At 44.1% G+C, this 13223-nt stretch carries 10 protein-coding genes and 1 tRNA gene; 6 read left to right on the forward strand and 5 right to left on the reverse strand.

All coding sequences use genetic code 11. From position 1 onward, the window contains the following. The first annotated feature begins 61 nt into the window (after nt 1-61). Nucleotides 62-2572, forward strand: coding sequence for a heavy metal translocating P-type ATPase (locus BSR11_RS08540; RefSeq protein ID WP_072669971.1), 2511 nt, complete (start codon nt 62-64; stop codon nt 2570-2572). A gap of 55 nt (nt 2573-2627) precedes the next feature. Here BSR11_RS08540 and BSR11_RS08545 read toward each other — a convergent pair whose 3' ends face one another. Further along, nucleotides 2628-5282, reverse strand: a complete 2655-nt coding sequence (locus BSR11_RS08545; RefSeq protein ID WP_072669972.1) for a beta-N-acetylhexosaminidase — start codon at nt 5280-5282, stop codon at nt 2628-2630. 431 nt (nt 5283-5713) lie between these two features. Here BSR11_RS08545 and BSR11_RS08550 point away from each other — a divergent pair, with 431 nt between their 5' ends. Next, nucleotides 5714-6601 (forward strand): TraB/GumN family protein, encoded by an 888-nt coding sequence (locus BSR11_RS08550; RefSeq protein ID WP_240004055.1) that lies wholly within the window; start codon nt 5714-5716, stop codon nt 6599-6601. A 37-nt stretch (nt 6602-6638) separates the two neighbouring features. Here BSR11_RS08550 and BSR11_RS08555 read toward each other — a convergent pair. Next, nucleotides 6639-6715, reverse strand: a tRNA-Pro gene (locus BSR11_RS08555). 696 nt (nt 6716-7411) lie between these two features. Between BSR11_RS08555 and smrA the strand changes: the two genes are divergently transcribed. Both smrA and rluF read left to right on the forward strand, forming a co-directional pair. Continuing rightward, the gene (smrA, locus tag BSR11_RS08560) at nt 7412-7990 is read left to right on the forward strand and encodes a DNA endonuclease SmrA (RefSeq protein WP_083544909.1); all 579 of its coding nucleotides are present in this window, start codon (nt 7412-7414) and stop codon (nt 7988-7990) included. 82 nt (nt 7991-8072) lie between these two features. Beyond that, the gene (rluF, locus tag BSR11_RS08565; RefSeq protein ID WP_072669974.1) at nt 8073-9071 is read left to right on the forward strand and encodes a 23S rRNA pseudouridine(2604) synthase RluF; all 999 of its coding nucleotides are present in this window, start codon (nt 8073-8075) and stop codon (nt 9069-9071) included. A 74-nt stretch (nt 9072-9145) separates the two neighbouring features. Here the strand turns inward: rluF and upp are convergent, their stop codons facing one another. Next, entirely contained in the window at nt 9146-9772 is a 627-nt protein-coding gene (gene upp, locus BSR11_RS08570) for a uracil phosphoribosyltransferase (protein ID WP_072669975.1), read from the reverse strand. Nucleotides 9773-9939: 167 nt separating this feature from the next. Between upp and purM the strand changes: the two genes are divergently transcribed. Continuing rightward, a complete protein-coding gene (gene purM / locus BSR11_RS08575; protein ID WP_072669976.1) occupies nt 9940-10980 on the forward strand; it encodes a phosphoribosylformylglycinamidine cyclo-ligase in 1041 nt (346 codons plus the stop codon). 3 nt (nt 10981-10983) lie between these two features. After that, nucleotides 10984-11622 carry a phosphoribosylglycinamide formyltransferase gene (gene purN, locus BSR11_RS08580; RefSeq protein ID WP_072669977.1) on the forward strand — a complete coding sequence of 213 codons (639 nt, stop codon included), beginning with the start codon at nt 10984-10986 and terminating at the stop codon, nt 11620-11622. Nucleotides 11623-11678: 56 nt separating this feature from the next. On the opposite strand, the gene BSR11_RS08585 is transcribed toward purN, so the two are convergent. Both BSR11_RS08585 and lpcA read right to left on the reverse strand, forming a co-directional pair. Further along, nucleotides 11679-12524, reverse strand: a complete 846-nt coding sequence (locus BSR11_RS08585) for a class II glutamine amidotransferase (protein WP_072669978.1) — start codon at nt 12522-12524, stop codon at nt 11679-11681. 65 nt (nt 12525-12589) lie between these two features. Next, nucleotides 12590-13165, reverse strand: a complete 576-nt coding sequence (gene lpcA, locus BSR11_RS08590; protein WP_072669979.1) for a D-sedoheptulose 7-phosphate isomerase — start codon at nt 13163-13165, stop codon at nt 12590-12592. Nucleotides 13166-13223: the final 58 nt, after the last annotated feature.

Raw genomic sequence — 13223 nt, forward strand, 5'->3', positions numbered from 1 at the left:
CGCTTGACCTTGCCTTAAGGTCAAGGTTTATCCTACTTCTAATCAGTTAGGAGAGATAACCATGAATCATTACGCTTTATCTTTATCAGGCTTAAATTGTATGGGCTGTGCGCGCAAACTAGAGCGCCAATTAAACAGTGAATTTACCCTGCACATCCATTCGTTGTCACCCACGTTTATTGAACTCGATGTGGAAACCTCGCTTGATAATGTATTGCGTTGTATTGAGTCTTTAGGCTATCAAGCGACATTAAGTCAACCTCGCTCTCAAGAGGAAACGCTCGTCCCGACGCCAACAGCCATTGATGAAACCATAAAAGAGCAGATAACCGTCAAACCAGCGACAGTTAGCACACATCTATTGATTGAAGGGATGACTTGTGCCAGTTGCGTAGCCTCGGTAGAAAAGGCTCTCGCGGCTCTTCCCGGAGTGAATAAAGTACAAGTCAATTTAGCCGAGCAAAGTGCATTAGTGCTCAGTCAACAATCAATCACTGAGCAGCTATTAAGCGCGGTAAGGCAAGCGGGTTATCAAGCCCAACCTGTCGATGATCCCCTTGAACAGCAAGCTAAACAGCAACAACACTTGGCAAAAACGCAGCGATTACATCGACACAATGCGCTGATTGGCCTTGTACTTGGTGGTCCGATGATGCTGTGGGGAATGGCTGGCGGCAGCATGATGATCGATAATCGCTATGATCAAATTGGTTGGGGGTTGATTGGCATAGCATGCTTAGCAATGCTCTCAACTGCTGGGTATCATTTTTTTGTCAACGCTTGGCAAGCACTGCTTCATCGCCGCGCCACCATGGATAGTCTAGTCGCTTTAGGAACAGGAGCCGCTTGGTTTTACTCTATGTTGGTGGTTATTTTTCCTGAATGGTTTCCCACAGCAGCGCGACATGTCTATTTTGAAGCTTCAGCGATGATCATTGGCCTCATCTCTTTAGGTCATTATATTGAGACAAAAGCCAAATCAACAACCACACAATCACTGCAAGCTCTAATCAATCTTCAGCCACAACAAGCCATCCTAGTTACCGAACAGGGTGAGCAAGTCATTACTCTTGCTCATATACAACAAGGTATGATATTGCGCATTAAACCTGGAGCAAAAATCCCAGTCGATGGTGTCGTCATTGAAGGCGATTCCTATGTTGATGAAGCGATGCTGACTGGTGAGCCGATTCCCGCCCATAAAATGCAGGGCAATACCGTTGCCGCAGGCACCCTCAATCAAGATGGCAGTTTATTAATTGAAGCCACAGGGATCGGTTCACAAACTATGTTGGCTCGTATTATTCAAATGGTACGTCAAGCACAAAGCAGCAAACCTGCCATTGCCAAATTAGCCGACCGAATCTCGGCTGTATTTGTCCCTATCGTGGTGCTGATAGCTTGTATTGCAGCGGCAATCTGGTTCTGGTTCGGCCCTGATCCTAAAGCCAGTTATATGCTCGTAGTCGCGACCACCGTGTTGATCATCGCTTGCCCATGCGCTCTCGGTTTGGCAACACCACTTTCCGTTACGGTTGGTATCGGTAAGGCGGCAGAAATGGGCATACTGATTCGTGACGCCAACGTTTTACAGTTAGCCAGTAAAATCGATACTGTGGTTTTTGACAAAACGGGGACCTTAACGCAAGGAAAACCAAGCGTTCAACACGTCGTGAGCTTTCAAAATGATGAATCGGCATTACTCAGTTTAGCTTTTGGATTAGAACAGCATTCTGAACACCCCTTAGCGAAAGCCATTTGTGAATACGCGCAGCAGCACAATCGAGCAGCGGTAAGTATTGAACGCTTTGAGAATCAGCGTGGTAAAGGAGTTCAAGCTTCTTATCAAGGTGATACGGTACATTTAGGCTCATTAAGCTACATGCAAGAGCTCGCTATCGACACTAGAGAGGCACAAAGTACCATTCAATATTTTGCAGATCAGGCATGGACTCCAGTCGCTATCGCTCGACAACAGCAGTTGATTGGGATGATAGCCATCGCTGATCCCATCAAAGCTAGCGCAACCAAAGCCGTTCAAGCACTACAACAAATGGGGATTCATACAGTAATGCTGACTGGCGATCAGTCTAGCGTCGCTGATTCAATCGCTAAGCAGTTAGGTATTGATCAAGTTATTGCGCAGGTGCTACCAGAACAAAAAGCGCAACATATTGAACAATTGCAGCAACAAGGCCGGCACGTAGCGATGGTTGGAGATGGCATCAATGATGCGCCTGCTCTGGCACAGGCAAATATTGGTATCGCAATGGGTAGCGGCAGTGATGTTGCAATAGAAAGTGCACAAATGACGCTGCTGAACTCTTCACCTTTAGCCGTCGTCAATGCTATCGACCTGTCTAAAGCGACCTTAAGAAATATGCAGCAAAATCTATTTGGTGCTTTCATTTATAATACGCTCGGTATCCCAATTGCTGCTGGTGTGCTCTATCCTGCATTTGGCTTTTTGCTCAGCCCTGTGGTGGCTGGCGCGGCAATGGCTTTATCGTCAATTACTGTCGTAACCAATGCTAACCGCCTTCGTTTTAGCAAAGTACGCTACCATGATTGATGGCTAAACACTCAGAAGATAAAAAAGCCTCTCGATAGAGAGGCTTGAGTGTATATCATTCGTTTATAACAGTAACCCGACTGAATCGTATTCCGCTTGCCGACGTCGAACGAAGCGCGACTTCGCCACTGACTTGAGGAGGATTACTGGCATCAAAATCCAGCCACTGTTGTCCATCCAATGAATATTGCAGGCTCACACCTGGAAATTGAACATTCATCGCTAAATAGCCATTATCGATACGCGCTCCTGGGACTGGTAGACGATAATCGATGCCCGCTTTTTCAAGCTTCGCCAATTCACGCTGACCCAGCACATTGGCAAAGCGGTTGTAATCTTGGTTAAGCGCAGATTGGTTGACCAGTTGGCTGCCTTGCGAATACTCAACACCTACTTTGTAGTTATTTTCCCACTCAGCTCGGTGCCACGCACGTTCAGCCGCAGCTAATACGCGAGGAAATACCATGTATTCATATTGCTCATCATTGCGCACCGTCTCAGACCAAAGCTGTGCCGATAGACCATAGAAGGGTTTGCCTTGCACTTCACCTTTGCCCGTAAAACCATTCCCGTCGCGATCGAGTGACGTTTCTGCGTTTTGTGGCATGTTCTCAGGTGCAAAACTGAACATCTTACGCGTATCGGTAGCACGTGTTGCCCAATAGTAGCCGCGCTCTTTTGGATCGGCTTCGTACGGCATATCCATATAAACGTAATCTGGGTTAGAAACAATCACGTCATAGCCTTGCTGAGCCCAATCATAAACCGATGCGCTTCCTCCCCAATACAACGGATCCCAGAAATTAACGCGTTTATTTGTGGTGGCGAAAGCTTCTGGACCTTCACTGTACTTGAGGCCATCTTGCCACGCTTGAAAATTTGGGATTCCTTTATCAGCGACAATCTTAGAGACTTGTTCTGCAAAAAAACTCGGCAGGTGACCGAAGTCACTCACGGTACCGTCAGCAATCAACGTCTGACATTGTGGCGACTGTGCAAATGGCTTATCTTGTTTAGAGAGATCTATCGTGCCTTTCCAGTCAACTTTATCCTGAGCTTTTACGTCTTGAAAGCCTGCGCCAAGCTTGATGTTTTTCGCTTCATCACCGCCAAAATGCCATGTGGTTAACGGTGCACCAGCTTCGATATGCATGGCCGCCACTTCGGAAATCACTTTGTCGACAAAGCGCCTTGAGGATTCCATACAAGGGTTAATGAAGCTTTGTTTATCGTAGAACTGAACCGTGGTCACATTTGAAGTATCTTGCGGATCCATCAAACGGTATTCATTCGCTTGTATTGGCTTACCTTGTGCCATTAGTCGATCGTAACGAGCTTCCATTGACACTACCGCTGCACGAGCGTGCGCAGGCATATCTATTTCAGGAATAACTTCGATATGGCGCGCTTTGGCGTGCTTTACAATATCGATATAATCGGCTTTGCTAAAATACCCCGAACCAAAGTTATCCGATGTCGGACCGGAGCCAAGCTGAGGCAACAAACAGCGTTTCTCTTCCAAGTCAAAACAACGCTTAGCCCCTATTTCAGTCAATTCTGGCAAGCCGGGGATTTCTAGCCGCCATCCTTCGTCATCGGTTAAATGAAGATGAAGTTTATTCATTTTGTACGCAGCCATTTGGTCTAGCGTAGCTAAAATGGCTTGTTTAGAATGAAAATTACGTGCGACATCAACCATTACGCCGCGATATTCAAAGCGAGGGGCATCTTGGATAATCAATCGTGGCAAAGAGTCTATCTGTTGGCTGTCGATAAGGCCAAAGATAGATTGGACAGCATAAAACACACCCGCTTGGTCAAACGCTTTGATCGTAATACCATCGTTTTCAATGCTTAACTGATAGGCTCCTGATGTAGCCAGTTCTTCTCTAAAATCAGCAGGTTGAACTAAAATCATCACTGGAAGATCACCAGCAACATCCACACCAATCACGGCGGCACGGTCTCGAATTGCACTGTATTGAGCGCTATCGAATGCTTCTTTAGGCAATGCGATACCTGCTGTAATATCGACCGTACCTTGACCAGCTTCAACGTGCATTGGCGTTGGGATCAAGGTTGTGGAAACCTCTTGTTTTGCTAAATCAGCATTCTGCTCAAAACGTGATATCGCGTTAGCAAAAACGTTGTTGTCAGCAGGAGTCCGTTTGAGGTTATCGCCCTCAATACCTGTAACAAACGAAGCAATATCTTCAGTATTCAATGATGCAATAAGTCTCGGCTCTGCATTAGGAGCGACCACAAATGCGCCAGGCATAAAATCGGTATCAAATAACGTCCAGTATTCACCGATAAGTGGTAAAACAACTTCTTCACCCGCCGCAAAACCGGCAAATTTCTCTGTTGGTTCTAGTTTATGTAAATCGCCAGTGACACGAGAAATTTTAAACTGGTCATTCTCTACATCCAAAATCAAGCGAATACTGTGAAAGTAGATAGCCCAGTCTTTCGATTTTATCGCCTCACCTTGATTAAAAAGCGTCATGTTCACTTTATTACATGACGCCCATTCTGCACCGAGAGCTTCACAAGCCAAGCCGTGATTAGCGCCGTGGTTTGTGACGACGTGATATTGAATACCCAAATTGCCCGCCAATGAATTGACCAGCGCTTGATTAGACGTGCCCATCATTGAACATCCCGCTAATACTGCGGTGACTGAAATGGCGATTACACTCTTGTTCAACATAGAATTACCTTCTTTCGGTTGGAAATACAGGAAGGAGTAAACTCTTTTTCCTCCCTTAATGACGGCATTATCCGATGATTGCCATGATTCATCTTCCAACCATAACGCGAGTTATTTTGCAGAGTAAAATTAATCATACTAAGCAGTGATCACGTTCAAATTTTAGGTTTTCTAAAAATAAAAAATAATTATTTATCAATGAGTTAAATTTAACGTCAAAATCGACACTTCTATTTTGACGAGATTACTGCGATCTCAATCACGTCAATATCATAATCCCATCTATTTATTGAGATAATGATCACTTTTCGTAAGAGCAATCACTGATCATCAGCTGCAAAATAAAAGTAAATTTGTGATTAAGATCTTAAGTTTATAGTCATTCTGATTATGTTATTTACGCTAAAGTATTTCTTTAACTCAAGTTTAAGGTGAACGCTATTTTGTTGAATTCTCGATTGCTCTCTTATTTGGCCATTTTTTTCGCCCTAGGCCTTCATGCAGAGCCACTCCACTGGCAAGCAACAAAAGGAAATTTGTCTTTTGATATTGTTGGGTCTATCCATGTGGGTAAATCATCCATGTACCCTTTATCAAGTACTCTTTATGAACGTCTCGTAACCAGTAACGGCTTAATTATTGAAGTCGATCTGAGCAACTCGCAAGCAGTCACCTATCCACCGCCTTCGGTAACCAGTCAACAAGTACTGACCACACAACAATATCGTCAACTGGTCAACGCAGCGCAATTACTCAAACAAGACATCAATCGATTGGCCAAGCTTCCGCCATGGAGTACCGCTCTACAACTGCAGTTTTTACATCTCCAGCAGTTGGGTTATTCTGCAGAACAAGGGGTTGACCTACATTTTATTCGCCAAGCCGAGCAAATCGGTATCGCGCTGCTTCCTTTAGAAACCGTACAATATCAAATCGATGTGTTAACGAATTTACCTAATGACGGACAAGAGCTATTGATAGCGCTACTCGATGAATGGGAAAACCAACACGGCATAACTGAATGTCTGATCGAAAGCTGGCAAAGAGGCGATAGCGTAAAGCTAGAACAGCTTTTAAAACAGACGGAGATGTCAGCTGAGATGGAAGATTCATTGATTACCAAGCGCAATCATCAATGGGTAGATAAGTTAATTTCGCCAGACTTTCTGCCTTCATCATCAGGCCACTATCTCGTTGTTGTGGGGACACTTCATTTGGTAGGGAAAGATAGTGTGTTAACGTTATTACAAGACCAAGGTTTTGATGTCATTCAACGTAATCAAAGCCAACAAGCAACTTGTTTTCCAGCTAAGCAATAACGAAAAAGCCCCAGCACAATTGCTGAGGCCTTAAATATGGTCGGTGAAGAGGGATTCGAACCCCCGACCCTCTGGTCCCAAACCAGATGCGCTACCAAGCTGCGCTATTCACCGAATTGATTTTTTACTTTAGATTAGCGAAAAAAGAAACTTCTCTGGTCCGCTATTCCTAAACTCAGAGATGCACTACAAAGCTGTGCTAATCACTGAATTGATTTTTTACTTTGGATTAGCGAAAAAAGAAACTTTTCTGGTCCGCTATTCCTAAACTTAGAGATGCACTACAAAGCTGCGCTATTCACCGTTCTATGGCGAGTATGTTACCGATTCTTTTTTGTGAAGCAAGTCCTTTTCGACGCTTTTCAATTTTCCAGATGACGTTCGAACAAAACTTAAACAAAGCGAACAAAACGTGACTCAATGCACGCAAGCTTAAGCATAAATGCAACTAATTAACTACATTTGATCCAGATCAGCGTCAAAACTTGGGGAGGGTTTTAAGGTGTCAGGGTCTTTAAACACTTTGTGAGAAACAGAGACGTCAGACCTAAGTAACGACTGGGTAATGCTATCCGCTTAATCTACAGACGGTCAGCCTCAGGCTACTTTTAGCCAGTTTAGTGGTTTACAAAGTGATCAAGGACAAATCTCCTCACTAGATCGCTTAGCTTCGATTGTTAAATAGTCTCACGCTATGCACCGAAGTAGATAATTTGTCTACTTCGGTTTTTTTAATAACAAACTGATCAACGCTTTCTCTTCATCGGTATAATCAACTTACAAAGCCAATTGCGAATTTAAGGTGCGATGATGCCTAACGATGATTTAGAACTATTTCAGCAAATGATGGATGATGTGAAACCACTGGCTCACGATGTCGCACAACTTAACAAACCGCATACTATCACCGAAGCACAACTCGCCAAACGCCAAGCAGCCATCACGTTATCGACGCAAGAACCGGATTATCTTTCCATCGATTGCGCCCCCATGCTCAAACCTGATGACATCATTGAATATAAAAAAGCAGGCATTCAGGATGGGGTGTATAAGAAACTCCGCTTAGGCAAATACCCCTTACAAGCACGACTGGACTTGCATCGCAAGACCCTAAAACAAGCTCGCGACGAAGTGATTCACTTTATCGCTCAATGCATAAAAATGGACTTGCGAACCGTGCTTATCGTCCATGGTCGAGGGGAGCGATCTACGCCACAAGCTTTAATGAAAAGCTTTGTCGCTAGCTGGTTAACTCAAATTGATGAAGTACAATGCGCGCATAGTGCACAACGCTTTCACGGTGGAAGTGGTGCGGTTTATCTGCTGTTAAAGAAAAGTAAAAATCAGAAAAGTGAGAATCGAGAACGCCATCAAAAACGGCTTGGTTAAAGTGCAATAACTGGTAAAATGCTCCGTTCATCTACTTCATTTCATTTTTTCACCATTCCGTTGAGAAACGTCAGGAGTTTTCATGTCATCGTTAATCGAAAAACGCTTAAATAAATACATTAGTGAAACGGGCTTTTGTTCGCGCCGTGAGGCCGACAAACTGATTGAGCAAGGTCGTGTAACCATTAATGGGCAACTGCCACCAATGGGCAGCAAAGTCACTGAACACGACCAAGTATGTATTGATGGCAAACCGGTCGGCTATAAAGAAAAACCCATTTATATTGCGTTAAATAAACCTACTGGCATCACCTGTACCACCGAACGAGATGTCCCTGGTAATATTGTCGATTTTATTGGACACAGTAAACGTATATTCCCCATCGGTCGCCTCGATAAACCCTCTGATGGGTTGATTTTTTTGACTAATGACGGCGATATCGTTAATAAAATTTTACGTGCCGGTAATAACCACGAAAAGGAATACGTGGTACGGGTCAATAAACCGATTAATGCAGAATTTATTCGTCAAATGTCTGCAGGGGTAAACATTCTTGATACCGTTACCCTACCATGTAAAGTGGTTCAAGAAACTCAGTACTCGTTTAGAATTATCCTTACTCAAGGATTAAATCGACAAATTCGTCGCATGTGTGAAGCACTGGGTTATGAAGTGTTTAAACTACGTCGTGTACGTATTATGAATATCACACTAGATGGCATACCGAATGGTCAATGGCGTTATTTAACCGATGTGGAAGTCAATGAGATCCTCGCGATGTGCGAAGGCTCAGTCAGTACCGAAGAAGCCTCAAAAACCGATAGTTCAGGTCAACAGATCCGCAAAGCCACCGATGCAAAATTGTTTGATAGTCGACAGGCGCAATCCAAAACCACCTCCGAAGCTCCCCATAAAACTTATCAGGGTCGTCAAGCCAATGAGTTTCGTCATGCGCCAAACTCAAAGAAGGGCCGAGAACAGCGTAAGCAACACGGTAACGAGAAACGAAACAATAATACCGATCGCGCTGCACGCCGTAATCCAACCCGAAAAGCCGGCACGCTGAGCTTGAAAAAATAGCAGACCTTGAAACACGATGAGGAGCCAAGGCTCCTCATCGTGTTTGTATCATTTAGCGAATTAAAAAAACGCCGTTATTTAGTACCAAAAATCTTATCGCCAGCATCGCCTAAACCAGGCACGATGTAGCCTTTGTCATTGAGTTTCTCATCAATGGCGGCGGTGTACAGTTCAACATCTGGATGAACTTTTTGTAACGCTTCAATGCCTTCTGGCGCAGCGACCAAAACGAGCACTTTTATTTGATTACATCCTTTCTCTTTTAGAAGATCAATCGTAGCAATCATCGAGCCACCAGTAGCTAACATGGGATCAACCACCAGCGCAATACGCTCTTCAATATTCGATGCCAGTTTATTAAAGTAAGGCACTGGTTCAAGAGTTTCTTCATCACGGTAAATACCGACAACGCTAATTCTTGCACTAGGAATATGTTCTAATACTCCATCCATCATACCAAGACCCGCGCGTAGAATAGGCACCACGGTGACTTTCTTACCTTTAATTTGATCAACAGCAACAGGACCATCCCAACCTTCAATGATCACTTTTTCTGTTTCAAAATCTGAGGTCGCTTCATAAGTTAATAAACTGGCAACCTCAGTCGCTAGCTCACGAAAACGTTTAGTGCTGATTTCACCTTCTCGCATTAGACCCAATTTATGTTTGACTAGAGGGTGTTTCACTTCAACAACTTTCATTTTCATCTCCGGCATAATTTAAATAAACTTTTCGATTATACACGCATTTCCACCTATTTTAAGCGTTTAAAGCTGGATAAAAAAACTGACGCAAACGTTTTCCTTTTTGATTTAAGCCCTGTAGAATAGCGGCGTTTTCATATCCAATTAGATCGAGGACTTCCCCCGTGAGCGGTAACAACACTTCTCTTAGCTACAAAGATGCTGGCGTAGATATTGATGCAGGCAACGCGCTGGTTGAACGAATTAAAGGCGCAGTAAAGCGTACTCGTCGTCCTGAAGTTATGGGTGGCCTTGGTGGCTTTGGTGCCCTATGCGAACTTCCAAGCAAATACAAGCATCCCGTTTTGGTTTCCGGCACTGACGGCGTAGGCACTAAACTGCGCTTAGCTTTGGATATGAAAAAACATGACACCATCGGTATCGATTTAGTGGCGATGTGCGTCAATGATTTGATTGTACAAGGTGCAGAACCCCTGTTCTTTCTTGATTACTATGCGACCGGAAAACTGGACGTCGATACAGCAGCGGATGTCGTCTCTGGGATTGCCGATGGCTGTGTCCAAGCAGGATGCGCGTTAATCGGCGGAGAAACAGCAGAAATGCCCGGCATGTACGAAGGTGAAGACTATGATGTAGCCGGATTCTGTGTTGGTGTGGTTGAAAAAGAAGCGATTATCGATGGTTCAAAAGTGGCTGTGGGTGATGCACTTATCGCTGTCGGTTCGAGCGGTCCTCATTCTAATGGCTATTCACTGGTCCGTAAAATCCTTGAAGTCTCTGGGGCTGATAAGAATGAACTCTTAGCGGGTAAAACCATTGGCGAACATCTACTAGAGCCAACTCGGATTTATATTAAATCAGGCTTAAAGTTGATTGCAGAGCATGATATTCACGCCATTTCTCATATTACTGGTGGCGGTTTCTGGGAGAATATCCCTCGTGTATTACCACAAGGTACTAAAGCGATTATTGATGGTAGTAGTTGGCAATGGCCAGCGATTTTCACTTGGCTACAAGAGAAAGGTAATGTGGCAACGCGTGAAATGTATCGTACGTTTAACTGTGGTGTCGGCTTAGTGATTGCTCTGCCTCAAGACCAAGCACAAGCAGCGGTTCAACTGCTACAGCAAGAAGGTGAAACGGCATGGGTTATCGGTGAGATAGCTCAAGCACAAACCAATGAAGAGCAAGTAGAGATCAAATAATTCATGAAAAGTATTGTTGTTTTAGTTTCAGGAAATGGTTCCAATTTACAAGCGATCATCGATGCTTGTGAGACAAGTATCCATAATGGCAAAGTAACGGCTGTTTTTTCAAACAAAGCAACAGCATACGCTTTAGAGCGAGCGAAAAAAGCGGGAGCCGCAGCGCACTTTATCGATCCTAAAGCCTATGATACTCGTGATGCATTTGACGCTGATTTAATGAAATGGATGGATGAATATTCGCCAGATTTGGTCGTACTCGCTGGCTATATGCGTATCTTAAGTAGTGATTTTGTTCGTCATTACTTGGGGCGGATGATCAACATTCATCCCTCATTACTGCCTAAGTATCCGGGATTAAATACTTACCAAAGAGCGATTCATGCTGGTGATGAAGAACACGGCACTAGCGTCCACTTTGTTACCGAGCAATTGGATGGCGGCCCGGTGATTTTACAAGCCAAAGTGCCTATTTTTGATAACGATACGGTAGAAAGCCTGACTGCTCGAGTACAATCTCAGGAATATCGGATCTATCCCTTAGTCGTACAGTGGTTTGTCGAAGGACGCTTAGCCATGACAAACGGCAAAGCCCTTTTGGATGGCCATATTTTAGGAATTCATGGCTACGCGGATCAGTAGCTCACGCCACGAAATAGTAAGGGGAGTATCGACTCCCCTTTGTTTTGATGAAACTCTTAGCCTAACGGCTCACTAGGGGCCTGGTTACCCGGCTTGGCTTGGGCAAAGGCGACCGCAGTCAATTGATCAACGTTCGTCGCCACTCGCTCACCTAAATGGAACAAATTAAATTCGCCTGGTTTCATACGTTGCCATATTTCATTGCCCGTCAAAGGTTGAGTAGCAATCACCGAGACCACATCATTAGGCGTCGTCTCTTCTTGAAAGTTCACTTCAACATCTTCATCAATCAATGCTGCATGACCAAATGGTGCACGACGAGTGATCCAGTACAGATGGTTAGTACAATAACTCATCAGATAATCGCCATCAGACAAAAGCATATTAAATACACCTTTATCACGCAGTTGATCGCATAATTGACTAACATACTGGAATACCGACAGCATATTGTCAGGGATCTGCGGGTAACGCTGTTCTAACTTATCCAGTAACCAACAGAATGCCGCTTCACTATCGGTTTGACCAACTGGACGATGACGCCCTTGCGCCAAACTCTGGTAATCAACCAGTTGACCATTATGCGCAAAAGTCCAATAGCGTCCCCATAATTCACGCGTGAATGGGTGAGTATTTTCTAAATTAACCGCCCCGCGATTGGCTTGGCGAATATGACTAATCACTGCACAGCTTTTTATCGGATAATTTTGTACCAATTGAGCGATTTGTGACTGACAACTTGGTGCTGGGTCTTTAAACGTCCGAAAACCACGACCTTCATAAAAGGTAATGCCCCACCCATCACGATGTGGACCCGTTTTACCGCCGCGTTGCATCAAGCCTGTAAAACTAAAACAGATATCGGTCGGAACATTGGCACTCATACCAAGTAATTCACACATGGTTTATATCACTCCTAATAAACCATCGGCGATAAGATTGACATACCGTCAATCCATCACTCGATTTATGCCATCTCTTTTTCAATCAATTGGATAACAATGTGAATAATTTTTATGTGCACTTCTTGAATACGATCAGCATAACCAAAATGTGGCACACGAATTTCCACATCAGCAAGACCTGCCATTTTTCCGCCATCTTTTCCAGTAAGAGCAACCGTCTTCATCCCTTTCGCTTTCGCCGCTTCAATCGCTTTTAAAATGTTGCCTGAATTACCCGAAGTGGAAAGACCAAAAAGCACATCGCCTTTACTTCCTACCGCTTCTACATAACGTGAAAAGACATAATCGTAACCAAAATCATTACTTACACAAGAAAGATGACTGGGATCTGAAATCGCAATTCCAGGATAGCCCGGACGATTGTCACGATAGCGCCCTGTTAACTCTTCAGCAAAATGCATCGCATCACAATGTGAACCGCCATTTCCGCAAGACAGTACTTTCCCGCCTTGCTTGAAAGAATCGGCAATCATTTTGGCGGCAGCTTCGATTTGCGCGATATTGTTTTCATCGCTTAAAAAGGCATTCAATACTTCGGCAGCTTCGTTAAGTTCACGGCGAATTAAATCATGATACATAATCTGGTCTCTTGGTTATTCTGCTGACAGGTAAGCTTCAACTAAGGAAACTTAGGTA

The organism is Vibrio injensis (genome assembly GCF_001895205.1).
GTDB classification, from domain to species: Bacteria; Pseudomonadota; Gammaproteobacteria; order Enterobacterales; family Vibrionaceae; genus Vibrio; species Vibrio injensis.

Coding starts and splice junctions, on each gene's coding strand:
- BSR11_RS08540 (WP_072669971.1), top strand. CDS start 62: ATGAATCATTACGCTTTATCTTTATCAGGCTTAAATTGTATGGGCTGT.
- BSR11_RS08545 (WP_072669972.1), bottom strand. CDS start 5,282: ATGTTGAACAAGAGTGTAATCGCCATTTCAGTCACCGCAGTATTAGCG.
- smrA (WP_083544909.1), top strand. CDS start 7,412: ATGCCTAACGATGATTTAGAACTATTTCAGCAAATGATGGATGATGTG.
- rluF (WP_072669974.1), top strand. CDS start 8,073: ATGTCATCGTTAATCGAAAAACGCTTAAATAAATACATTAGTGAAACG.
- upp (WP_072669975.1), bottom strand. CDS start 9,772: ATGAAAGTTGTTGAAGTGAAACACCCTCTAGTCAAACATAAATTGGGT.
- purN (WP_072669977.1), top strand. CDS start 10,984: ATGAAAAGTATTGTTGTTTTAGTTTCAGGAAATGGTTCCAATTTACAA.
- BSR11_RS08585 (WP_072669978.1), bottom strand. CDS start 12,524: ATGTGTGAATTACTTGGTATGAGTGCCAATGTTCCGACCGATATCTGT.
- lpcA (WP_072669979.1), bottom strand. CDS start 13,165: ATGTATCATGATTTAATTCGCCGTGAACTTAACGAAGCTGCCGAAGTA.